Origin of the sequence: Pseudomonas sp. KB_15 (genome assembly GCF_052114525.1) — a bacterium.
Classification (GTDB): Bacteria; Pseudomonadota; Gammaproteobacteria; order Pseudomonadales; family Pseudomonadaceae; genus Aquipseudomonas.
The window spans coordinates 53070-75888 of record NZ_JBFREX010000019.1 but is presented as its reverse complement, the minus strand read 5'-3'; the positions used below and the strand labels follow the sequence as shown (position 1 = coordinate 75888).

Below are 22819 nucleotides of genomic sequence, written 5' to 3'. Positions count from 1 at the left end.
TGACCTGGGCGCGGGAAGGTTCCCACAAAAATCCGTTCAATTGCGGCTGGCCAGAAGCTTGTCCTGGGCAGCATTGCGCAATGCCGCGATGACACAAGGCTCCAGGCGTCCTTCAGCGATCAGCACGTCGCGATGCAATCCGTCGACCACATCCGTCAGCAGGCGTTTGTCATTGAACTGGGCCTGATTGAACTCGCGCTCGACCACGGTCGCGCCGATAGCATTCTTCAGGGTCACCCGGCATTCGCCACGAATACCTGACGGGGTCAATGTGACCTGATACGGGCTCAGCGCCTCACCGAGCAACAAACTGATACTTTCCATCCCGATCACCACTCAATAGTCCGAAACAACGTGCCTGGGGCATGCCTAAAACAGATGACCGCTGGCCCGAGAAGAAAGTTCTGGATACTGACCGCAGATGAAACTACAGGTCAGTCAAGARAGCATGCACGGCGAACATGACAGAGAAAAAACGCAACCGTCACGTTTGTCGGGTACGCCTGGCGATATCGGCCCAGCCCCCCAGCAATCCTCGTAGCTGGCCATCCGCTGTGTAAAACGGCACCGTCCACTGGTAGATATCCCTGACACCTTCCTTGAACATCAATTGGCGCTCGAAGAAGCGCGTCCTGCGCGTACTCAACTGAGCCAGGAACTCGGCATGCAGCAGTTCCGCGGTTTGTCTGGGCATGACATCGACCTCGATCAACTGCCGCCCCTGCATCCGGTCAAAACGAGTCGACAAGGCGTCCTCATAACTTTTGTTGCACATGATCAAACGCCCTTGCAGATCACGGACAAACATCGGGTCAGGCATGGCATCCATCAGGGCATGCTGGAATGCGAGCTGATCGCGCAGGCACCTTTGGGCCTCGACCCGCTGCCTGACCACCACCGCCAACCGCCGGTTCCAGAGCAGGGACAACAGGCCGAACAGGCTGAGCACAAACATGCCCCAGCAGACCCATTGGTCAAGCCGCTGCCAGAAGCCAGGCGCCTGTGGCACGGTAGCGCCACCGAACCACTTCAGGCGAAGGTCGCGCAGTTCCTGCGCAGGAAACGCCTCAAGCGCCTTGTTGAGGATACTCAGCAACTGCGGCTGGCCTTTGCGCACCGCCAGATAATCCGCATCCCATTTGCCCGGCACCACAGCCCCGATCTGCAGCCGGCCCGACGGAATAAGCTGGGCGCCGATTTCGCTTTCGATGGTGACATAGGCTTCGCCGCTTTCAACCCAGGCACGGGCTTCGGCGTAGGTCTTGACCGAACGCAATTCGATGGACGGATAATCGCGACGGATCGTCGCCTCCAGTGCATGCCGGGTCGGCAACACCAGTACCCGCTTCGCCAGATCCTCCAGCGACTGCACTGGCGGTGCCCCGGCCTGCCCGACAAAGACCCATCCTGCACCGCCGAACGCATGGCTGAAATCGAGAAACGCCTTGCGTTCGTCATTTACTGACAGCGTGGTGCTCAAATCCGCCGCGCCGCTTTCCAGGCGTGCCAGCATCTGATCGACGGAAAAAGACTCTTCGTAAACGAACTGCAACCCCGTCATGTCACTGATACGCTTGAGCAGGTCACTGTTCAGGCCCGTCCATTGACCATACTCATCCTTGAACTGGTACAACGGGTATTCCAGTGCGGTGACCACGACCCGTGGATGGCTGGCTATCCACTGCACCTCCTGGTCATCCAGCACGACCACTGAACGTTCGACAGTCTTCCCACGCTCCTGAATCGATGCAGGGCTTGCCCCTCCCCATTCGGCGGCTCCCACGATGCCGAATAAAATCAGCCAGCGCGCGACTGGCTTGAACACACTTGTAAACCGCATTCCCATGTCCTTGGTGATCCTCTCGCCTGTCCTTTCGCGGCGATAACACGACAAGTGTGCATGCAGAAATGAAAAAGCCCGTCAGGAGACGGGCTTCAAAATGTAACAGCGCTGACCGGTTACAGCGGCTTGCCGCGGTTGCCATGCTGACTGACAAAGGCCTGCACGGCCTTCAGGTCATTTGGCAATACGGTGCAACGTTCGTCTCGTTCAAACAAATCAGAAAGATGTGCAGGCAGTTCGAGAGCTTTTCCTACACCGGCTTTTTCCACGGCGTCCGGGAATTTGACCGGGTGGGCGGTACCCAGGATCACCATTGGAATGTCCAGGCTGCGGCGGCATTCCCGCGCTGCTTTCACCCCGATGGCAGTGTGTGGATCCAGCACTTCGCCAGTCTGCTCGTAGACTTCGGCGATGGTTTCGCAGGTTTGCGCGTCATCCACGGCCAGCGAGTCGAACAACTTGCGGGCTTCGGTCCAGCGCTCTTGCTCGACGCTGAAACCGCCGCCCTGTTTGAACGAATCCATCAGCCCGGCGATTGCCGCGCCGTTGCGGCCATGCAGGTCGAACAGCAGGCGTTCGAAGTTCGACGACACCATGATGTCCATGGACGGCGACAGCGTCGCGTGCAGGGTTTCCTTGACGTACTGGTTGCCGCTCATGAAGCGGTGCAGGATGTCGTTGCGGTTGGTGGCGACGATCAACTGGTTGATCGGCAGGCCCATGTTGCGCGCCAGGTAACCGGCGAAAATGTCGCCGAAGTTGCCGGTCGGCACCGAGAACGACACCGAACGCGCCGGGCCGCCCAGTTGCAGGGCCGCGTGGAAGTAGTAAACGATCTGGGCCATGATCCGCGCCCAGTTGATCGAGTTCACCGCGACCAGGCGCGTGCCCTTGAGGAAACCCTGGTCGGCGAAGCTGGCCTTGACCATTTCCTGGCAGTCGTCGAAGTTGCCTTCGATGGCGATGTTGTGAATGTTCTCGCCGAAGATGGTGGTCATCTGCCGACGCTGTACTTCGGACACCCGGTTGTGTGGGTGCAGGATGAAGATGTCGACGTTTTCGCAGTGCTTGCAGCCTTCGATGGCGGCCGAACCGGTGTCACCGGAGGTGGCACCGACGATCACCACGCGCTCGCCGCGCTTTTCAAGCACGTAGTCAAGCAGACGGCCGAGCAATTGCAGGGCGAAGTCCTTGAACGCCAGGGTCGGGCCGTGGAACAGCTCCAGCACCCATTCGTTGCCGTTCAGCTGACGCAGCGGCGCAATGGCGCTGTGGGCAAACACGCCGTAGGTTTCTTCGAGGATTTTCTTGAAATCAGCGTCTGGAATGCTGCCGGTGACAAACGGGCGCATAACGCGGAAAGCCAGCTCGTGATATGGCAGGCCGGCCCAGGAAGCGATTTCTTCCTGGGTGAAGCGTGGCAGGTTTTCCGGGACGTACAGACCGCCGTCGGTGGCAAGGCCTGCCAACAGGACGTCTTCGAAATTCAGGGCCGGTGCCTGGCCGCGGGTACTGATGTAGCGCATAAGGGCAAACCTTCGGTTTGGGCTGCAAGCTTCAAGCTACAAGCTGCAAGTAAAAGCCTATCTGCCTTTGACTTGCCGCTTGAAGCTTGCAACTTGCCGCTGCTTTTAATTAATTCAGGTGCTCGACACGGATCCGTACGACCGGACCAACCACGCCCGCCAAGGCTTCCAGGGCGGCGATCGCATCGTTGATGTGCTGCTCCAGCACTCGGTGGGTCAGCAGGATCATCGGCACCAGACCGTCGTGTTCCTCGGCTTCCTTCTGCATGATCGACTCGATGTTGATGCCACGCTCCGAGAGGATGCTCGCAACCTGAGCCAATACGCCCGGATGGTCCTTGGCCTGAATACGCAGATAGTAGGCGCTTTCGCAGGCCTCGATCGGCAGGATCGGGTGAGCCGACAGCGAATCCGGCTGGAACGCCAGGTGCGGTACGCGGTTTTCCGGGTCGGAGGTCATGGCGCGAACCACGTCCACCAGGTCGGCGATCACCGACGAGGCGGTCGGCTCCATGCCGGCACCGGCGCCGTAGAACAGGGTCGAACCGGCAGCGTCACCGTTGACCATCACTGCGTTCATCACGCCGTTGACGTTGGCGATCAGGCGATCGGCCGGGATCAGCGTCGGGTGCACGCGCAGTTCGATACCGGCCGCGGTGCTGCGTGCCACGCCCAGATGTTTGATGCGGTAGCCCAGCGCTTCGGCGTAGTTCACGTCAGCTGTGGTCAGCTTGGTGATGCCTTCGGTGTATGCCTTGTCGAATTGCAGCGGGATGCCGAACGCAATGGACGCCAGGATCGTCAGTTTGTGCGCGGCGTCGATGCCTTCAACGTCGAAAGTCGGGTCGGCTTCGGCGTAACCCAGAGCCTGGGCTTCGGCCAACACGTCTTCGAAGGTGCGACCCTTCTCGCGCATTTCCGTCAGGATGAAGTTGCCGGTGCCGTTGATGATGCCGGCCACCCAGTTGATGCGGTTGGCGGACAGCCCTTCGCGGATCGCCTTGATCACCGGGATGCCACCGGCCACCGCCGCTTCGAACGCAACGATCACGCCCTTCTCGCGGGCCTTGGCGAAAATTTCATTACCGTGAACGGCGATTAGCGCCTTGTTCGCGGTGACCACATGCTTGCCATTCTCGATGGCCTTGAGTACCAGCTCGCGGGCAACGGTGTAGCCGCCCATCAGCTCTATAACGATGTCGATCTCAGGGTTCGTGGCCACTTCGAAGACATCGTTGGTAATCGCAATACCGGTCGTTTGGAACTGAGGCTTTGGCGTGCGCATGGCAATTTGTGCCACTTCGATACCACGCCCGGCACGACGAGCAATTTCCTCGGCGTTGCGCTGAAGTACGTTGAAGGTACCGCCACCGACGGTTCCTAACCCACAGATGCCTACTTTGACCGGTTTCACTGTGAACTCCCCATAAAACGGCCGACTCAAGGCCGGCCGTGAAAACAACCGCAGACTCGCGGTTCTCTATTGATGGCCCGGCGATGTCGCTGCCGGAGCATGATCGTCAAGGCTTGCCGTGACGATGCGAATTTACTTCGCGCCCAGCGCCAGTTTGGCGACTTGTGGCGCAGGCTGGTAGCCCGGAATGACCTGACCGTCGGCCAAAACGATGGCCGGTGTGCCGTTCACGCCAATCGACTGGCCGAGAGCGAACTGTTTGGAAACCGGGTTATCGCACTTGGCGGCCTTGATTTCCTTGCCGTCGACCATTTTGTCCATGGCCGCTTTCTTGTCTTTCGAGCACCACACCGCTTGCAGTTGTTCGTCACCCGGCGAACCCAGGCCCTGACGCGGAAACGCAACATAGCGCACTTCAATACCGCGCTTGTTCAGCTCAGGCACTTCGGCGTGCAGTTTGTGGCAGTACGGGCAAGTGGTGTCGGTGAACACGGTAATGTGCGACTTGGTTTCGCCAATGGCCGGGTACACCACGGTTTCAGCGACCGGAATATCGTTGATCAGCTTGGAAATACCCAGGCGCTCGGTCTTCTCGGTCAGGTTGACCGGCTTGCCGTCCTTGAGATCGAACAGGTAGCCCTGAACCACGTACTGGCCGTCGGCACTGGCGTACAGCACACGGCTGCCTTTGAGTTTGACTTCGTACAGGCCTGGCAACGGGCTGGCGGTGATGCTTTCCACCGGGACTTCGAGCTGGAGGTTTTCCAGGCTTTTACGAATGGCTTTGTCGGCCGCGTCATCGGCGACGGCAAAGGTGCTGACCAACGCAATGGCTGCGGCGGCAAAAATCTGGGTCAGACGCATGAGAACTCCTGAAGGCGAACATATGGGACGATCAGAACGCCCGTGCCGAAACACCGGGTCATAACCGCCCATCGTGCAAACCGGCCAAGCCTATCACATAAGGTCCGTGGGGGCCGAATGCGCCTGATGCACGACATTTCGCTCACGTTGCACGACGCATTTATGTAGCAGCTGGCGAAGCCTGCGTCCGGCTGCGCAGCAGTCGTAAACCCTGAGTTCTCGGTTTAACTGATGTACCTCAGTGCCTGATCTTACGACTGCTGCGCAGCCGGACGCAGGCTTCGCCAGCTGCTACACAGTCCCGTGCTAGCCGCGCGGGTGGTGTTTGGCGTGCAGGTCCTGCAAGCGTGCGCGTGCCACGTGGGTATAGATCTGGGTGGTCGACAAATCGCTGTGCCCCAGCAGCATCTGTACCACCCGCAAGTCTGCACCGTGGTTGAGCAGGTGCGTGGCGAAGGCATGGCGCAGCGTGTGTGGTGACAGCGACTTGCCGATCCCGGCCACCTTGGCCTGATGCTTGATCCGGTGCCAGAAGGTCTGGCGGGTCATCTGCTCGCCACGCTGGCTCGGGAACAATACATCGCTGGGACGCCCGCCAAGCAGTTCGCTGCGGGCATCACGCATGTAGCGTTCGACCCAGACAATCGCCTCCTCGCCCATTGGCACCAACCGCTCCTTGCTGCCCTTGCCCATCACGCGCAACACGCCTTGACGCAAATTGACTTGTTCAAGGGTGAGGCTGATCAGCTCGGTCACCCGCAGTCCGCAGGCGTACAGCACTTCGAGCATGGCGCGGTCGCGCTGGCCGATGGCTTCGCTCAGATCCGGCGCTTTTAACAAGGCCTCTACATCTGCTTCCGACAAGGATTTTGGCAATGGCCTGCCGAGTTGCGGCATATCGACGCGAAGGGTCGGATCGACAGCAATCAGCTTTTCCCGCAGCAAATAGCGATAGAAGCCACGCACGCCGGAGAGAAATCGGGCGGTCGAACGGGGTTTGTAGTTTTGCTCCAGGCGCCAGGCCAGGTGATCGAGGATCAGCTCGCGGCCTGCGTTGATCAGTTCCAGGCCTTTTTCCTGCAGCCAGCCGTTGAACAGCGCAAGGTCACTGCGATAAGCATCGCGGGTGTTGTCGGAGAGACCTTTCTCTAGCCACAGGGCGTCGAGGAATTGATCTATCAGGGGATGATCGATGGCGGGCATAAAGACTCAGGCAGCGGAAAGACTGACCGCAAGTCTTTCATAGCCCGCGCGCCCGCGGAACCATCGCACGCATAAATCGCAGGCAACAAAAAAGCAGCCCGAAGGCTGCTTTTTTCTGCATCGGAAGCTGGACTTAAGCCAGTTTTTCCTTGATGCGAGCTGCTTTACCCGACAGATCACGCAGGTAGTACAGCTTGGCTTTACGTACGTCACCGCGACGCTTGACAGCCATGCTGTCGATTTGCGGGGAGTAGGTCTGGAAAGTACGCTCTACGCCAACACCGTTGGAGATTTTACGAACGGTGAATGCACTGTTTACGCCGCGGTTACGCTTGGCGATAACAACACCTTCGAACGCTTGCAGACGCGAACGGTCGCCTTCCTTCACTTTCACCTGAACGACAATGGTGTCGCCCGGGGCAAAGGGAGGGATCTCTTTGGTCATCTGCTCTGCTTCGAGTGCAAGGATGATTTTGTTAGTCATGCTGTGCTCCTAAGGTAAATCGTCTGATCTACCATCGATACGTTGTTAACTATCGTCCCGCTCGCGGATGTATTCCTCGAGCAGCTTCTTCTCTTCTCCAGAAAGCGAGCGGCTTTCCAGAAGATCGGCGCGTCGTTCAAAGGTCCGACCAAGGGACTGCTGTAAACGCCAACGCCGGATGTGCGCGTGATTGCCACTTAGCAATACGTCGGGAACACGCTGATCCGCATACACCTCCGGTCGGGTGTAGTGCGGGCAATCCAGCAAACCATCCGTAAAGGAATCTTCCTCGGCGGAGTCCGCATGCCCTAAAGCTCCAGGCAGCAGTCGTGTAACCGCATCGATCAGGACCATCGCCGGCAGCTCGCCGCCAGACAGTACATAGTCGCCAATCGACCACTCTTCATCGACATGAGCATCTATAAAACGCTCGTCAATGCCTTCATATCGGCCGGCAATCAGGATCAATGCATCCAGATTCGCCAACTCGCGTACCGCCGACTGAGTCAGTTGACGGCCTTGGGGGGACAGGTAAATTACCTTCGCTCCCTCCCCGGCGGCTGCCTTGGCCTGAACCAGAGCATCTTCCAGGGGCTTGATCTTCATCACCATGCCCGGACCACCGCCAAACGGGCGATCGTCCACAGTGTGATGTCGATCCGTCGTGTAGTCTCGCGGATTCCAACAGGTGAGCTGCAAGAGCCCCTGTTTCACCGCACGACTGGTGATGCCGTAATCGCTGATGGCGGAGAACATCTCGGGAAACAGACTGATCACTTCTACGCGCAAGTTAGCCACGCTTAGAAATCCGCATCCCAATCCACCTTCATCTCGCCTGCGGCCAGGTCGACGGCCAACACGCATTGCTCCGTATAGGGCAACAGGCGTTCGCGATCATCCAGGCTGCCAGCGCAAGGCTTGACCACCATGACATCGTTCGAGYCGGTCTCCAGCAGGTGATCGATTTTCCCGAACAGTTGTCCGAGCGTGTCGATAACCTTGAGACCTTCCAGCTGGTACCAGTAGTACTCGCCGTCGGTCAGTTCAGGGAACAGGTTGCGCGGCACGCAGATCTCATAACCGGCCAGAAGACGAGCTTCTTCGCGATCATCGAGACCCTTGAGCTTTGCGACCAGGAACTTGTCATTCCCGCGTCCGCTGACCAGCTCTACCTGCTTTACATTACCGTCACGCTTGAGCGTCCAGGTTTTGTAGTCCAGCAGGTTTTTAATCGGATCAGTAAAGGAGTACACCTTCACTTCGCCGCGAACGCCGTGAACAGAATAAATCTTGCCGATAACGATCAAATCATCAGCAATGGCTGGCGTCGCGTTCATATTGCTCAGGCCGCAGCCTTAGCAGATTCCTTCAACAACTGAGCAACGCGCTCAGAAGGTTGTGCACCAACGCTCAGCCAGTAGGCTACGYGCTCTTGGTTCACGGACAGACGAACTTCCTGACCACGGGCAACAGGGTTGAAGTAGCCAACCTGTTCCTTGTGCGAACCGTCGCGCGGGTTGCGGCTGTCGGTTACGGTCAAGTGGTAAAACGGGCGCTTTTTGGAGCCGCCAAGGGCAAGACGGATTGTTAGCATGTGAACATCGTTCCTGTAGTCGGTGCTGCAAATCTAAATGCACAGCGGGCATGGGTGCCCGAAAGGCCGCATATTCTAAGGAATATCCGGACTTTTGCAAATGACTTTTTCCGGCGCCTACCGGCCGCCGTGCAGATTTGCTATAGAGCCGTCGTTGAAAACGGCCGGTCAGCTCCCGCCAAATGCGGGTTTGCTGGAGATCCCGCTTCCTTGCGGGGTCTGCGCCGGTGCGATGACCGGCGCGGATTCTTTAGAGCTTTGGCATGCCGCCGCCGGGCAACATACCGCCCATGCCGCGCATCATCTTGGCCATCCCGCCTTTCGCCGAGAATTTCTTCATCATTTTCTGCATCTGCTTGTGCTGCTTGATCAAGCGGCCGATGTCCTGCACCTGGGTGCCGGAACCCATGGCAATCCGGCGTTTGCGCGAACCGCTGATCATCTCAGGGTCGCGGCGCTCGGCCGGGGTCATGGAGTTGATGATGGCTTCCATCTGCTTGAATTGCTTTTCTGCCGCGCCCTGGGCGTTGCCCATCTGCGCCAGGTTCACGCCGCCCATGTTCGGCAGCTTGTCCATGAGCCCGCCGAGGCCGCCCATGTTCTTCATCTGTTGCAGCTGATCGCGGAAGTCTTCGAGGTCGAAGCCCTTGCCCTTCTTCAACTTTTTAGCAAGTTTGTCGGCTTTGTCCTTGTCGAGCGTCGCTTCCGCCTGCTCGATCAGGCTGAGCACGTCACCCATGCCGAGGATGCGCGAGGCGATACGCTCAGGATGGAACGGATCGAGCGCTTCGCTCTTCTCGCCCATACCGATGAACTTGATCGGCTTGCCGGTGATGGCACGCACCGACAGCGCGGCACCGCCACGGGCGTCACCGTCGACCTTGGTCAGGATCACACCGGTCAGCGGCAATGCATCGCCGAAGGCCTTGGCCGTGTTGGCGGCGTCCTGGCCGGTCATGGCATCGACCACGAACAGGGTTTCGATCGGGTTGATCGCGGCATGCAGCGCCTTGATCTCGCCCATCATCTCTTCGTCGATGTGCAGGCGACCGGCGGTATCGACGATGACCACGTCGATGAATTTGAGTTTTGCTTCCTTAATAGCCGCGTTGGCGATGTCGACCGGCTTCTGGCTCAGATCCGACGGGAAGAACGTCACGCCGATGTCGTTGGCCAGGGTTTCCAGCTGCTTGATCGCCGCTGGACGGTAAACGTCGGCGGACACGACCATGACCGACTTCTTCTTGCGCTCTTTAAGGAAGCGCGCGAGTTTGCCGGCGGTGGTGGTCTTACCGGCGCCCTGCAAACCGGCCATCAGGATGACCGCTGGCGGAACGGCGCTCAGGTTCAGGTCTTCGTTGGCCGCGCCCATCAGGCTTTCGAGTTCGGCCTGGACGATCTTCACGAAGGCCTGGCCCGGCGTCAGGCTGCGCGACACTTCGGTGCCGACGGCGCGTTCCTTGACCGAATTGACGAAGTCCTTGACCACCGGCAGGGCGACGTCGGCTTCGAGCAGCGCCATGCGCACTTCACGCAGGGTGTCTTTGATGTTGTCTTCAGTCAGCTTGGCCTTGCCGGTGACATGGCGCAGCGTCTGCGAGAGACGGTCGGTTAAGTTTTCAAACATTGCGCGATCCTTTCAGGCCCTGTGTAGACCGGGATAATGGCGGCCCGGACCGGACTAAACGTGTGCTCGGCGAGCCTGCGGCGTGGGCAGGTCGCGGATTATAGCGAAGACTGTGGCTGGCGGACACCTCGCTGTCGGGTTGCGCGGTCTTTCGTGTGGTGTGGGTTCTATGCCAAACTCAGCGACTTTCGGGCTTGCCTAACAGGATTTATGCTCCCCTTGTCACCCAGCTTGCTAACTACCCTCGCCGCCGCCTGCTTGTATGCCGCTGCGACCATTTACCAGGGCACTCGCCTGGCGTCCGGCGCCAAGGTCAACAAACGCCTGCTGGTCATGCTCGGCGTGCTCGCCGTATTGGCCCACAGCGTCAGCCTGCTCACCCACCTGCTGACCCCGACCGGCCTGGCCCTGGACTTCTTCAGTGCCGCGAGCCTGATTGCCGTGGCGGTCATCGCGCTGACCCTGCTGGCCTGCTCGCGGATACCGGTAGAGAACCTGCTGGTCCTGCTGTTCCCGCTTGGGGCCTTGACCGTGATGCTGGCGCATTTTGCCCCCGCCGGCACGGTACAGGTCATCGATGAGGAGCCAGGCATCCTCGCCCACATACTGCTCTCGATCCTTGCCTACGGCATGTTCACGATCGCGGTGTTCCAGGCCTTGCTGCTGCTGGTTCAAGACCACCAACTCAAGCACAAGCACCCATCCGGGCTGATCAAGAACTTCCCGCCGCTGCAAACCATGGAAAGCCTGCTGTTCGGTTTCCTCTGGGCCGGCTGGACACTGTTGTCGCTGTCGCTGATTTCCGGCTGGCTGTTCGTCGAAAACCTGTTCGCCCAGCACCTGGTGCACAAAACCCTGCTGGCCTGCCTGGCCTGGATCGTTTTCAGCGTGCTGCTTTGGGGCCGCAATCGCCTCGGCTGGCGCGGGCACAAGGCCATTCGCTGGACCCTTGCCGGCTTTTGCCTGCTGATGCTGGCGTATTTCGGCAGCAAACTGGTTCGTGAATACATCCTGCATATCTGACGGGCGGCATTAATGGACGACTTGCCCATAGGGCCGATGCTCGCGGTAGTGACCCTGCTGATTTTATGGTCGGGGCTGTTTACCGCCGTCGAAGCGGCGCACCAGTATTTGCTGGCCCAGCGCACCGCGACGCGTTCCAGCGACAAACCGGTGGCGAAACTCAGCTTCCCCCTGGCCAGCCTGATTTTTTGCAACACCCTCTGCCGTGCACTCGTGGTGGTCATCAGCACCTTGCTGGCCATTTTCACCTGGGCCGAAAACGGTCCGTGGGTCGCTTGCCTCGGGGCGGGCGCCATATTGCTGGTGTTTTCCGACTACTTGCCACGCGCCCTCGCCGTCCGCTATCCGGATGCGATCCTGGCCCAAGGCAACAATCTGCTGCGCGTGCCGCTGAAAATCATCTATCCCGCGGCATGGCTGCTCAACAGCATCAGTCAGTTGCTGATGCGACCGTTCGCCCGTAAAGCCAAAGTGGTGCAACGAAGTGAGGACGAAACACTGACGGAGCGGCAGGACACGCCGGAAACCGTAAGCCGCCCTCACCCGCTGTCAGGCATCCACGCGCTGGACAACATCACGGTCAATGACATCCTGGTACCGCGCAGTGATGTGGACGGCATCAATCTCGATGACACCCTCGAAGAAATCATCGAACAATTGCGCCACAACAAACGCACTCGCCTGCCGGTGTTCCACAGCGATATCAACCAGGTCGAAGCCGTCCTCAACACCCGACACATCCTTCACTTGCTGCCCGATGCGAGCCTGACCAGGGAAGCGTTGCTGGCGGCCAGTCACGAGCCGTACTTCGTGCCGGAAAGTACCCCGTTGCAGCTGCAACTGCTCAACTTCCACAAGCAGCAGCGGCGCCTGGGCATGGTGGTCGACGAATACGGCGAAGTGCTGGGCATCGTCACCCTGGAAGACATTCTCGAAGAAATCGTCGGCGAGTTCGAAAGCCAACACAGCCTGGACAACCCGCACATTCATCCCCAAGCCGACGGACGCCTGGTGATCGACGGCGCAGCGTCCATTCGCGAGCTGAACAAGAGCCTAGGCTGGCACCTGCCAAGCGATGGCCCGAAAACCCTGAACGGCCTGGTCACCGAGGCACTGGAAACCATTCCCGAAAGCGCGGTGTGCCTGAGGATTGGTCGGTATCGCCTGGAAATTCTCGAGACCGAAGACAACCGTGTCACGCGAGTATTGATCTGGCAAACCAGCTCGATGCCTGTGGTTATCTAGGATCGAGGTGATCTTCTGTGGCGAGGGAGCTTGCTCCCTCGCCACAAATGCCAGACCCCAAGCCACTTGTTTGATCGTTAGCCACCTTCCTATAATCGAACCGCTTACCCAAGCCCCGCCACACCCTGTGCCACCCGCACTCTGCGTTAAGCCCACATCCCTGGGTTCTCGACCATAATAATTCGCTCCACTGGAGCACATGACTGTCAGGGATAACCGCATGACGACCAGCACGACTTACAGCGACTCCACACCTGCGCAACCGACGAACTCCGCCACCCGCGTGGCCACTGCGAGTTTCATCGGTACCGCCATCGAGTTCTACGACTTCTACGTCTATGCCACCGCCGCTGCGCTGGTGATCGGCCCGGTGTTCTTTCCACAGACATCCGGCACCGCCCAGATGCTTTCGGCGTTTCTCACGTTCGGCATCGCCTTCCTGGCGCGACCCTTGGGTTCGGCCCTTTTCGGCCACTTCGGCGACCGTATCGGTCGCAAATCGACCCTGGTCGCCTCGCTACTGCTGATGGGCGTGTGCACCACGCTGATCGGCGTGCTGCCCGGTTACGACAGCATTGGCGCCTGGGCACCGATCCTGCTTTGCGTCCTGCGCTTCGGCCAGGGCCTGGGGTTGGGCGGCGAATGGGGTGGTGCGGCATTGCTGGCCACGGAAAACGCGCCGAAAGGCAAACGCGCGTGGTTCGGCATGTTCCCGCAGCTGGGTCCGTCCATTGGTTTTCTGGCGGCCAACGGCCTGTTCCTGACATTGGCCGTAGTGCTGGACGATGAACAATTCCGCTCATGGGGCTGGCGTATTCCGTTCCTGCTCAGCGCCGCGCTGGTGTTGGTCGGCCTGTACGTGCGCCTCAAGCTGCATGAAACCCCGGTGTTCGCCAACGCCGTGGCGCGTCAGGAACAGGTGAAGATCCCGCTGTTCGAGCTGTTCGGCCAATACTGGGTGCCCGTATTGCTGGGAGCCGGCGCGATGGTCGTGTGCTACGCGCTGTTTTATATCTCCACCGTGTTTTCCCTGAGTTACGGCGTAACAACGCTTGGCTACAGCCGCGAAACCTTCCTCGGCCTGTTGTGCTTCGCCGTGCTGTTCATGGCGGCCGCCACTCCGTTGTCGGCCTGGGCCAGCGACCGTTATGGGCGTAAACCGGTGCTGATCGTCGGTGGCGTGCTGGCGATCCTGTCCGGTTTCCTGATGGAGCCGTTGCTGACTCAAGGATCGACCTGGGGCGTGGCGCTGTTCCTGTGCATCGAACTGTTCCTGATGGGCGTGACGTTTGCGCCGATGGGTGCGCTGCTGCCGGAGTTGTTCCCCACCCACGTGCGCTACACCGGCGCCTCGGCGGCCTACAACCTGGGCGGTATCGTCGGCGCCTCCGCGGCGCCGTTCTTCGCACAGAAACTGGTGGCGATGGGTGGTTTGAGTTACGTCGGCGGGTATGTGTCCGGGGCGGCGGTGCTGAGTTTGATTGCAGTGCTGTGCCTGAAGGAAACACGGCATAACGATTTGAATCAGGTCGCCTGACAGATTGCTTTCGTCGGAACGCCGCCCGGACCAAGCCCGCTCCCACAGGGTTGGTGTCGATCACAAGATAGCTGTACGACATATAACCTGTGGGAGCGGGCTTGCCCGCGAAGGGGCCCTCTCTGACAAAACACCAACCACAATTTTTCCCCCACCCATTGTCACCTCGCTCTACGCGCATCGGCACATCCCCGCTATACTTCCCGGCTTTTCCTGAATAAATGCCAATAGGGTCCCGCCGCGCATGGATAAGACCTACCAGCCGCACGCCATTGAAACTTCCTGGTACAACACCTGGGAGTCAGAGAATTACTTCGCCCCGCAAGGCGCGGGCGAGTCCTACACCATCATGATCCCGCCGCCGAACGTCACCGGCAGCCTGCACATGGGTCACGGTTTCAACAACGCGATCATGGACGCCCTGATCCGTTTCCGCCGCATGCAGGGTCGCAACACCCTGTGGCAACCGGGCACCGACCATGCCGGTATCGCCACGCAGATGCTGGTAGAGCGCCAGCTCGAAGCCAAGGGCCAGAGCCGCCACGACCTGGGCCGCGAAAAATTCCTCGAAAAAGTCTGGGAGTGGAAGGATGAGTCCGGTGGCAACATCAGCCGCCAGATCCGCCGCCTCGGCTCGTCCGTCGACTGGAGCCGCGAGCGCTTCACCATGGACGACGGCCTCTCGGAAGCTGTTAAAGAAGCCTTCGTTCGTTTGCACGAAGACGGCCTGATCTACCGTGGCAAGCGCCTGGTCAACTGGGACACCAAGCTGCACACGGCGATTTCCGACCTCGAAGTGGAAAACCACGACGAGAAAGGTTTCCTGTGGAACCTGAAATACCCGCTGGCCGACGGCGCCAAGACCGCTGAAGGCAACGATTTCCTGATCGTCGCGACCACTCGCCCGGAAACCATGCTCGGCGACTCCGCCGTTGCGGTGAACCCGAACGATGATCGCTACAAAGCCCTGATCGGCAAGTTTGTCGAGCTGCCGCTGGTTGGCCGCCGCATCCCGATCATCGCCGACGATTACTGCGACCCTGAATTCGGCACCGGCTGCGTGAAAATCACCCCGGCCCACGATTTCAACGACTACGAAGTCGGCAAGCGTCACAACCTGCCGCTGCTGAACATCTTCGACAAGAACGCGGCCGTTCTACCAGCGTGCCAGGTGTTCAACCTCGACGGCACGCTGAACGAGACCATCGACGGCAAGATCCCGGCCGAATACGCCGGCCTCGACCGTTTCGAAGCGCGCAAGCAGATCGTGGCCGCGTTCGACGCTGCCGGTCTGTTGGTCAGCGTTGACGATCACGCCCTGAAAGTGCCGAAAGGCGACCGCTCCGGCACCGTCATCGAGCCGTGGCTGACCGACCAGTGGTATGTGTCCACCAAGCCTTTGGCCGAGCCTGCCATTGCTGCCRTTGAAGACGGCCGTATCCAGTTCGTGCCGAAACAATACGAAAACATGTACTTCTCGTGGATGCGCGACATCCAGGACTGGTGCATCAGCCGTCAGCTGTGGTGGGGTCACCGGATTCCGGCCTGGTACGACGAGTCGGGCAAGGTCTACGTCGGTCGCGATGAAACCGAAGTACGTGCCAAGCACAACCTCGGCCCGGACGTTGCCCTGCAACAGGACAACGACGTTCTCGACACCTGGTTCAGCTCGGGCCTGTGGACGTTCTCCACCCTCGGCTGGCCGGAGAAAACCGAGTTCCTGAAGAAGTTCCACTCCACCGACGTCCTGGTAACCGGCTTCGACATCATTTTCTTCTGGGTTGCCCGGATGATCATGCTCACCATGCATCTGGTGAAAAACGAAGACGGCACGCCGCAGGTCCCGTTCAAGACAGTGTACGTTCACGGCCTGGTGCGTGATGGCCAGGGCCAGAAGATGTCCAAGTCCAAGGGCAACGTCCTGGACCCGCTGGACATCATCGACGGCATCGAGCTCGAAGCGCTGGTACAGAAACGCACCTCCGGCATGATGCAGCCGAAACTGGCGAAGAAGATCGAGAAGCAGACCCGCGACGAGTTCGCCGAAGGCATCGCCAGCTACGGCACCGACGCCCTGCGCTTCACCTTCTGTTCGCTGGCGTCCACCGGTCGCGACATCAAGTTCGACATGGGCCGCGTCGAAGGCTACCGCAACTTCTGCAACAAGATCTGGAACGCAGCACGCTACGTGCTGGACAAGGGCGAAGACTGCGGCCAGAACGGCGAAGCCTATGAACTGTCCCTGGCTGATCGCTGGATCATTTCGCAGCTGCAACGCACCGAAGCCGAAGTGACCCGCCAGCTTGACCAGTTCCGTTTCGATCTGGCGGCACAAGCCCTGTACGAGTTCATCTGGAACCAGTATTGCGACTGGTACCTGGAACTGTCCAAGCCTGTGCTGTGGGACGAAAACGCACCGGTCGAGCGCCAGCGCGGCACCCGTCGCACCCTGGTTCGCGTGCTGGAAGTCGCCCTGCGCCTGGCGCACCCGTTCATGCCGTTCATCACCGAAGAAATCTGGCAGCGCATCGCGCCGCTGGCCGGTATCGAAGGCAAGACGATCATGCTGCAACCGTGGCCAGTGGCCAACGAAACACGCATCGATCAGGCGGCCGAAGATGACATCGAATGGCTCAAGGGCCTGATGCTCGGCACCCGTAACATCCGTGGCGAAATGAACATCGGCCCGGGCAAACCGCTGCCGCTGTTCCTGAAGAACGTCAGCGCCGAGGATCAGCGTCGCCTGACCGAGAACGAAGCCCTGCTGAAGAAGCTGGCGCGCCTCGAATCGATCACCGTATTGGCTGCCGGCGAAGAAGCGCCGCTGTCCGCCACCGCGCTGGTTGGCGAGATGGAAGTGCTGGTGCCCATGGCCGGCTTGATCGACAAAGGTGCGGAACTGGCGCGTCTGGACAAGGAAATCCAGCGTCTGCAAGGTGAAGTGCAACGAGTCGGCGGCAAGCTGTCCAACGCAGGTTTCGTCGACAAGGCGCCAGCCGAAGTCATCGAGAAAGAACGCGCCAAACTGGCCGAGGCCGAACAGGCCCTGGGCAAGCTGGCCGAGCAGCATGCGCGGATTGCCAGCCTGTAACGGCAGATCGCAATGAAAAAGGGAGGCCGGTAATGGCCTCCCTTTTTTATGCCTGCCACTTTCTTACATCTTATGAAGATCCCCTGTAGGAGCGAGCTTGCTCGCGATGGCGGTGTATCAATCAACGGTGATGGCGACTGACCCACCGCATTCGCGAGCAGGCTCGCTCCCACATTTGATCGGTGTTGCCCCACAGATGTGGGACAATGCCCGCCACTTTCAGCCATACCCGAATTGACCACCGCCATGACCGCCCCTCGCCCACCGAAACCTGCGCGCAAAAAGCCTTCACCCGCGACCCCGGCCAAAGCCGTGGAGCCCCGCGAGAAGGCCAGCCTGCACCCGCGCAATCGCCATCAGGGTCGCTACGACTTTCCGACGCTGATCAAAAGCGCTCCGGAACTGAAGAAGTTCGTGATCATCAATCCGTACGGCAAGGAAAGTATCGACTTCGCCAGCCCCGAAGCCGTGAGGGTGTTCAACCGGGCCCTGCTCAAGTCGTTCTACGGCATCGCTCACTGGGACATTCCGGCCGACTATCTGTGCCCGCCGGTGCCAGGTCGTGCCGATTACGTGCACTTCCTTGCCGACCTGCTGGCCAGTGGCAATGACGGTGTGATCCCCCGTGGCGCCGCCGTGAAGGTGCTGGACATCGGTATGGGCGCCAACTGCGTATATCCGCTGATCGGTTACAGTGATTACCGCTGGCATTTTCTCGGTTCCGATATCGATGCGACCGCCATCGCCGCCGCCAAGGCAATCATTGCGTCCAACGGCTTGAACAAAGCCATTCAGGTGCGCCAACAGAGCAATCCCAAGCAGATCCTCACAGGCCTGCTGGAAAGTGCCGAGTGTTTCGACCTGACGATGTGCAACCCGCCGTTCCACGCATCGCTGGACGAGGCCACACGGGGCAGCACGCGCAAATGGCGCGCCTTGGGTAAAGCCGATCCGAAACGCAAACTGCCGGTGTTGAATTTTGGCGGCCAGGCCGCAGAGTTGTGGTGCGAGGGCGGTGAGGCACGGTTCGTCACACAACTGATCGGCGAAAGTGCTCAAGTGGGGCAGCAGGTCTTGTGGTTCAGCACCCTGGTGTCGAAAGCCTCAAATCTTCCCGCGATCCAGACCGCCCTGAAAAAGGCCGGCGCACTGGAAAGCCAGATAGTGGAAATGTCCCAGGGACAGAAACAGAGCCGCTTCGTCGCCTGGACTTTCCAGACCAAAGCGCAGCAACAGGCCTGGCGCCAGGCACGTTGGGCCAAGGCTTCATCGGAGTAACAGAACGTTGCAGCGCCTGGCCTTGGGCCAAGTCGTTGTTGCGAACAAAAAAGCCGTGCACGGGTTAATTCGGTGCACGGCTTTTTTAACAAGTGTTACTTGCTGACAGCTTCAATCAGGATATTGGCCACCATTGACCCGATACCCTGGATCGAATGAATCACGCATCAGCGCTTCGTTACCCTGACAACTTCTTTGAATGCGCAGCCACGTACTTCTTTATTGTCACAGTAATACCGTGAATTCCACTCTTCCCATGGTCCATTTGTTTCAATACTGGCGACGACCCCTTCCCGCTTGAAGCGCATATCCACCGCGCCGCCCTTTTGCAGCTTATAACCACAACGCAGGACTTCACCTATGACAGTTTCACCCTCGACATCCTTGTGAGGCGCGAATATCGCCAATTCGAATTCACCCACCTGCCCCTGTCCGGTTTGAGACACGCCGTACCACTCGCCGTCGCCACTGGCCGTAGGGGCTTTATAGACACCTGGGGCCGCCTCTTTGATGTCTGAAGGGCTTGGGCAGTACTCCGTGACATTTGCCCACGCCTGGCCGGATAACATAACCGCCACACACAACACCAACTGTTTAAGCTTCATAAAATATCCCTACAACTAACCACTAGAATTTAGTTTTTTAGCTTTTACGCAAAGCCGAGCGCCACACCTGATCGATACTACCGATCCAGGGCAGACACTCAACTATCAGCGCTGTAGGAAAGTTCGCTAGATATACGGAGAAAACTGACTTATTCAGTGCGCACTTAAAAAACCGAACCCACAAACAATCGCCCATGAAATATCGGGATATAGATATGTATTACAGAGAAACAACAAATGTCTTGTATCGATCTACCTTGCGTGGATCTTTATGACGCCCACAAAAAAACCGTGCCCGGATCGCTCCGGCGCACGGTTTTTTTTTAACAAGTCTTACTTGTTGACAGCGTCGGTCAGGCCTTTGGCCACAACCAGCTTGATCACTTTCTTGGCAGCGATTTCGATGGCAGCGCCAGTCGAAGGGTTACGGCCGGTACGGGCAGGGCGCTCAGTCACTTTCAGTTTGCCGATACCTGGCAGAGTGATTTCGCCGCCGTTTTCCAGCTGATCGGCAACGATTTGGCCCAGTTGGTCCAGAGCGTTACGCGCGGTGGTTTTCGGCGCGTCGATAGCTTCAGCGATGTCGGCGATCAGTTGGTCTTTAGTAAGAGCCATTTAGTGTTCCTTCCCTATCAAATTCATATGGATTGCAGAGTGCAATGTCAGCCATCGAGCCCGATCTTCTGGATCTGGCACCCTCGGCCAAATAACCTCGGGATCGGGGTTATAGATACCGAAATCAGGGTTTGGTTCGACCTGACAAATGCTGACTGCACGCTTAACGCAGTGACTTCGCGCAAGACCGGGCAAAGCTAGCACACAGACGTGGAAATATCCGCCTCTAGCTACCCATTTGGTCAGCTTTATTGTGCTAAAACCGTAAAAAACTGCATAAGCGCCGTCGGTCGCCCGACAATTGCCCTTCGCACCGCGCCAAAACCAGTGGTTGCGGTACACTGAGCGCTTTTTCGGGGGAGCACGCCCTCCTCTCTTCATTCAGCCGAGAAGCCCATGCCGATCCGTCATTGCATCGTCCACCTGATCGACAAAAAACCCGACGGCACACCCGCAGTTCTCCACGCTCGTGACTCTGAACTGGCTGAGTCCGCGGCCATCGAGAACATGCTCGCCGACCTCAACGAAAGCTATAACGCCAAACAGGGCAAAGCCTGGGGCCTGTTTCATCCGGAGTCCGGGGCCTTTCCATTCAGCGGCTGGCTGAAGGAATACTTCGAGGGTGGCAAGGACTTCACGGCGTTCAGCCGTGTGGCGGTGGAGCATCTGCAAAAGCTGATGGAAGAGTCCAACCTCTCGGTCGGTGGCCACGTACTGTTCACGCACTACCAGCAAGGCATGACCGATTACCTGGCCATCGCCCTGCTGCACCACAGCGAAGGCGTTGCGGTGACCGATCAACTGGACGTGACCCCTTCCCGTCACCTGGATTTGGGCCAGTTGCACCTGGCGGCGCGGATCAACGTGTCCGAGTGGCAGAACAACAAGCAGTCCAAACAGTACATTTCGTTCATCAAAGGCAAGAACGGCAAAAAGGTTTCGGAGTATTTCCGCGACTTCATCGGCTGCCAGGAGGGCGTCGACGGCCCAGGTGAAACCCGCACCCTGCTCAAGGCCTTCAGTGATTTCGTCGAAAGCGAAGACCTGCCGGAAGACGACGCCCGCGAGAAGACCAAGACCCTGGTGGATTACGCCAGCAGCCAGGCCAAACTTGGTGAGCCGATGGGCCTGGAAGAGTTGTCGGGCCTGATCGACGAAGAACGCCCGAAAGCTTTCTACGACCATATCCGTAACAAGGACTATGGCCTCTCGCCGGAAATCCCGGCTGATAAACGCACCCTGAACCAGTTCCGCCGATTCACTGGCCGCGCCGAAGGCCTGTCGATCAGTTTCGAAGCGCACCTGTTGGGTTCGAAGATCGAGTACGACGAAGAAGCCGGCACGTTGATCATCAAGGGCCTGCCCACTYCGCTCACCGATCAGCTGAAGCGTCGCAACTGATGCTCGGCGGCGTACTGAAAAAATGCCTGCTGATCCTGCTGGTGGTCGTGGTTTATCAGAACTGGGGCAAGATCGAGCGGGTGTTCAATCCATCGCAAGTGGTGTCTGCACAGACGCAGGCCCAGGCCGACGTCGTGCTCTACGCCACCGAATGGTGTGGCTACTGCAAGCTGACCCGGCGCTTTCTCGATCAGAAAGGCATTCCGTACAAGGAATTCGATATCGAGAAAGATGCCGTCGCGCGCAAGGACTATGAAGCCTTGGGTGGCGCAGGGATTCCGATCATCGATGTAAACGGAACCCTGATTCGCGGGTATGACCCGGATGCGATTCTGGCCGCGTTGAAATAGCCCTGCAGGAGCGAGCTTGCTCGCGAAAAAACCATGGGTGCCGCTGGGCATCCGGTTTTACGCGTGATCGTTCACGATCTTCGCGAACAAGCTCGCTCCTGCATAGGTCAGATGGCTTCGATACGGAAACCAATCCGTGGAAAGTGCACATGCACCACGCCGCCACGCTCGTCCTTGCGACGCACAATCAGTTCTTCACTGCCGGCAAACAACAACTCCCCCGCCACCGGATCAACGCCGTAGTCCGTGGCCGCGATGATTACCTGCTGACCTGCCTTGAATCCATTCGGATCGACGAATTGCTCATCGGGCAATGCCGCTGGCGTGGAAGTGCGCGCCACTTCCAGCGCCTCCTCGGACGTCATCTCGCTGGATGCACCGTGACCGAAGCCCAGCACTCGCGCATGCCACGCACTGACCGCCGGATAAGCATCGACCAGCGGTGCAGTGACCGGCGTGGCCTTGAGGAACCACAGTGAGTGCGCCAGGGCAAAGTCGGCAATCGACGGTTCACCGAACAGGAAATCACCCTCTTCGCGCTGCAACTGCAACTCCAGGCGCGACATGATCGTTGGCCACTGATGTTTGGCCTGCTCGGTGGACAGTTTTGTCGCGCTACCACCACTGAACAAACCGGCACGGTCGGCCAGAAACGCCTTGATCGCTTCCGGCGACAAATTGCCAAAGCGCACCGCTATCGATTCCGGCTGGAACACCAGGCTGACCGCATGCTGGAACACCACCGAATCGGCCCAAGCTGCAAACGACGCGGCGATCATTTCCCGACCTTCCGGGAAAAACGCCGGCAAGGCTTTTTCCTGTTCCAGTCGCCGGGCAATCAATGCCGTGTCGCAATAAATATCTGCACCGATCTGCAACACCGGTGTCTTGCGGTAGCCACCGGTCAGCGCCGTGAGATCCGGTTTTGGCATCACTGGTGAAATCTTCACCGAGCGCCAGGACAAGCCCTTGAAGCCCAGCAGCAGGCGGGCCTTCTCGGCAAAGGGGGAAGTCGGGTAATGATGCAGAATCAACTCGGACATGCTCGGCTCCGCCGCAAGTATCAGGAGCCAGCAGCTTAGCGTGCAATCACTTGGCAGCCTACAGATCCGCCTGATG

General features: G+C 59.0%; 21 protein-coding genes. 7 read left to right on the top strand and 14 right to left on the bottom strand.

All coding sequences use genetic code 11. From position 1 onward, the window contains the following. Positions 1–36: 36 nt before the first annotated feature. The 11 genes from AB4Z35_RS17200 to ffh all read right to left on the bottom strand — a co-directional run bounded on the left by AB4Z35_RS17200 (position 37) and on the right by ffh (position 10555). Positions 37–324, bottom strand: coding sequence for a DUF3509 domain-containing protein (locus AB4Z35_RS17200; protein ID WP_007998520.1), 288 nt, complete (start codon positions 322–324; stop codon positions 37–39). 160 nt (positions 325–484) lie between these two features. Then, positions 485–1840, bottom strand: a complete 1356-nt coding sequence (locus AB4Z35_RS17195; protein WP_442098272.1) for a transporter substrate-binding domain-containing protein — start codon at positions 1838–1840, stop codon at positions 485–487. Between the two features lie 119 nt (positions 1841–1959). Beyond that, complete coding sequence (gene thrC / locus AB4Z35_RS17190) at positions 1960–3369, bottom strand: threonine synthase (protein ID WP_442098270.1); 1410 nt, start codon at positions 3367–3369, stop codon at positions 1960–1962. Positions 3370–3478: 109 nt separating this feature from the next. Then, positions 3479–4783, bottom strand: coding sequence for a homoserine dehydrogenase (locus AB4Z35_RS17185; protein WP_007998527.1), 1305 nt, complete (start codon positions 4781–4783; stop codon positions 3479–3481). Between the two features lie 132 nt (positions 4784–4915). After that, positions 4916–5647 (bottom strand): bifunctional protein-disulfide isomerase/oxidoreductase DsbC, encoded by a 732-nt coding sequence (dsbC, locus tag AB4Z35_RS17180; protein WP_007990033.1) that lies wholly within the window; start codon positions 5645–5647, stop codon positions 4916–4918. Positions 5648–5953: 306 nt separating this feature from the next. After that, positions 5954–6850 (bottom strand): site-specific tyrosine recombinase XerD, encoded by an 897-nt coding sequence (xerD, locus tag AB4Z35_RS17175; protein WP_007998531.1) that lies wholly within the window; start codon positions 6848–6850, stop codon positions 5954–5956. 133 nt (positions 6851–6983) lie between these two features. Further along, a complete protein-coding gene (gene rplS, locus AB4Z35_RS17170) occupies positions 6984–7334 on the bottom strand; it encodes a 50S ribosomal protein L19 (RefSeq protein WP_003440273.1) in 351 nt (116 codons plus the stop codon). A 45-nt stretch (positions 7335–7379) separates the two neighbouring features. Then, positions 7380–8132, bottom strand: a complete 753-nt coding sequence (gene trmD / locus AB4Z35_RS17165; protein ID WP_007998533.1) for a tRNA (guanosine(37)-N1)-methyltransferase TrmD — start codon at positions 8130–8132, stop codon at positions 7380–7382. Between the two features lie 2 nt (positions 8133–8134). Next, positions 8135–8671: a ribosome maturation factor RimM gene (gene rimM / locus AB4Z35_RS17160; RefSeq protein WP_442098269.1), complete on the bottom strand. Its 537-nt coding sequence runs from the start codon at positions 8669–8671 to the stop codon at positions 8135–8137. Between the two features lie 5 nt (positions 8672–8676). Further along, complete coding sequence (gene rpsP, locus AB4Z35_RS17155; RefSeq protein WP_442098268.1) at positions 8677–8928, bottom strand: 30S ribosomal protein S16; 252 nt, start codon at positions 8926–8928, stop codon at positions 8677–8679. Positions 8929–9178: 250 nt separating this feature from the next. Then, a complete protein-coding gene (gene ffh, locus AB4Z35_RS17150; protein ID WP_442098266.1) occupies positions 9179–10555 on the bottom strand; it encodes a signal recognition particle protein in 1377 nt (458 codons plus the stop codon). Between the two features lie 210 nt (positions 10556–10765). Between ffh and AB4Z35_RS17145 the strand changes: the two genes are divergently transcribed. The 5 genes from AB4Z35_RS17145 to rlmF all read left to right on the top strand — a co-directional run bounded on the left by AB4Z35_RS17145 (position 10766) and on the right by rlmF (position 18729). Further along, entirely contained in the window at positions 10766–11578 is an 813-nt protein-coding gene (locus AB4Z35_RS17145) for a cytochrome C assembly family protein (RefSeq protein WP_007998538.1), read from the top strand. Positions 11579–11590: 12 nt separating this feature from the next. Then, on the top strand, positions 11591–12823 hold the full coding sequence (locus AB4Z35_RS17140) for a transporter associated domain-containing protein (RefSeq protein WP_442098265.1): 1233 nt from the start codon (positions 11591–11593) through the stop codon (positions 12821–12823). A 220-nt stretch (positions 12824–13043) separates the two neighbouring features. Then, positions 13044–14360 carry an MFS transporter gene (locus AB4Z35_RS17135; protein ID WP_442098264.1) on the top strand — a complete coding sequence of 439 codons (1317 nt, stop codon included), beginning with the start codon at positions 13044–13046 and terminating at the stop codon, positions 14358–14360. 244 nt (positions 14361–14604) lie between these two features. After that, the gene (locus tag AB4Z35_RS17130; protein WP_442098263.1) at positions 14605–17451 is read left to right on the top strand and encodes a valine--tRNA ligase; all 2847 of its coding nucleotides are present in this window, start codon (positions 14605–14607) and stop codon (positions 17449–17451) included. A 246-nt stretch (positions 17452–17697) separates the two neighbouring features. Next, complete coding sequence (gene rlmF, locus AB4Z35_RS17125; RefSeq protein ID WP_442098262.1) at positions 17698–18729, top strand: 23S rRNA (adenine(1618)-N(6))-methyltransferase RlmF; 1032 nt, start codon at positions 17698–17700, stop codon at positions 18727–18729. A gap of 167 nt (positions 18730–18896) precedes the next feature. Here the strand turns inward: rlmF and AB4Z35_RS17120 are convergent, their stop codons facing one another. Both AB4Z35_RS17120 and AB4Z35_RS17115 read right to left on the bottom strand, forming a co-directional pair. Beyond that, on the bottom strand, positions 18897–19334 hold the full coding sequence (locus AB4Z35_RS17120; RefSeq protein ID WP_442098261.1) for a DUF3757 domain-containing protein: 438 nt from the start codon (positions 19332–19334) through the stop codon (positions 18897–18899). Positions 19335–19667: 333 nt separating this feature from the next. Beyond that, entirely contained in the window at positions 19668–19949 is a 282-nt protein-coding gene (locus tag AB4Z35_RS17115) for an HU family DNA-binding protein (RefSeq protein WP_007905514.1), read from the bottom strand. A 396-nt stretch (positions 19950–20345) separates the two neighbouring features. Between AB4Z35_RS17115 and yejK the strand changes: the two genes are divergently transcribed. Next, the gene (yejK, locus tag AB4Z35_RS17110) at positions 20346–21350 is read left to right on the top strand and encodes a nucleoid-associated protein YejK (RefSeq protein WP_442098259.1); all 1005 of its coding nucleotides are present in this window, start codon (positions 20346–20348) and stop codon (positions 21348–21350) included. Next, positions 21350–21700 carry a glutaredoxin family protein gene (locus AB4Z35_RS17105; RefSeq protein WP_108228542.1) on the top strand — a complete coding sequence of 117 codons (351 nt, stop codon included), beginning with the start codon at positions 21350–21352 and terminating at the stop codon, positions 21698–21700. The genes yejK and AB4Z35_RS17105 overlap by 1 nt, the downstream gene beginning before the upstream one ends. A 107-nt stretch (positions 21701–21807) precedes the next feature. Here AB4Z35_RS17105 and AB4Z35_RS17100 read toward each other — a convergent pair whose 3' ends face one another. Next, on the bottom strand, positions 21808–22743 hold the full coding sequence (locus tag AB4Z35_RS17100) for a glutathione S-transferase family protein (RefSeq protein WP_442098258.1): 936 nt from the start codon (positions 22741–22743) through the stop codon (positions 21808–21810). Positions 22744–22819 lie beyond the last annotated feature (76 nt).

What these genes read in the sequence shown, in the direction of transcription:
- AB4Z35_RS17200 (WP_007998520.1), bottom strand. Translation starts at nt 324, where the DNA reads ATGGAAAGTATCAGTTTGTTGCTCGGTGAGGCGCTGAGCCCGTATCAG.
- AB4Z35_RS17195 (WP_442098272.1), bottom strand. Translation starts at nt 1,840, where the DNA reads ATGCGGTTTACAAGTGTGTTCAAGCCAGTCGCGCGCTGGCTGATTTTA.
- thrC (WP_442098270.1), bottom strand. Translation starts at nt 3,369, where the DNA reads ATGCGCTACATCAGTACCCGCGGCCAGGCACCGGCCCTGAATTTCGAA.
- dsbC (WP_007990033.1), bottom strand. Translation starts at nt 5,647, where the DNA reads ATGCGTCTGACCCAGATTTTTGCCGCCGCAGCCATTGCGTTGGTCAGC.
- xerD (WP_007998531.1), bottom strand. Translation starts at nt 6,850, where the DNA reads ATGCCCGCCATCGATCATCCCCTGATAGATCAATTCCTCGACGCCCTG.
- rplS (WP_003440273.1), bottom strand. Translation starts at nt 7,334, where the DNA reads ATGACTAACAAAATCATCCTTGCACTCGAAGCAGAGCAGATGACCAAA.
- ffh (WP_442098266.1), bottom strand. Translation starts at nt 10,555, where the DNA reads ATGTTTGAAAACTTAACCGACCGTCTCTCGCAGACGCTGCGCCATGTC.
- AB4Z35_RS17145 (WP_007998538.1), top strand. Translation starts at nt 10,766, where the DNA reads ATGCTCCCCTTGTCACCCAGCTTGCTAACTACCCTCGCCGCCGCCTGC.
- AB4Z35_RS17140 (WP_442098265.1), top strand. Translation starts at nt 11,591, where the DNA reads ATGGACGACTTGCCCATAGGGCCGATGCTCGCGGTAGTGACCCTGCTG.
- AB4Z35_RS17135 (WP_442098264.1), top strand. Translation starts at nt 13,044, where the DNA reads ATGACGACCAGCACGACTTACAGCGACTCCACACCTGCGCAACCGACG.
- rlmF (WP_442098262.1), top strand. Translation starts at nt 17,698, where the DNA reads ATGACCGCCCCTCGCCCACCGAAACCTGCGCGCAAAAAGCCTTCACCC.
- AB4Z35_RS17120 (WP_442098261.1), bottom strand. Translation starts at nt 19,334, where the DNA reads ATGAAGCTTAAACAGTTGGTGTTGTGTGTGGCGGTTATGTTATCCGGC.
- AB4Z35_RS17115 (WP_007905514.1), bottom strand. Translation starts at nt 19,949, where the DNA reads ATGGCTCTTACTAAAGACCAACTGATCGCCGACATCGCTGAAGCTATC.
- AB4Z35_RS17105 (WP_108228542.1), top strand. Translation starts at nt 21,350, where the DNA reads ATGCTCGGCGGCGTACTGAAAAAATGCCTGCTGATCCTGCTGGTGGTC.
- AB4Z35_RS17100 (WP_442098258.1), bottom strand. Translation starts at nt 22,743, where the DNA reads ATGTCCGAGTTGATTCTGCATCATTACCCGACTTCCCCCTTTGCCGAG.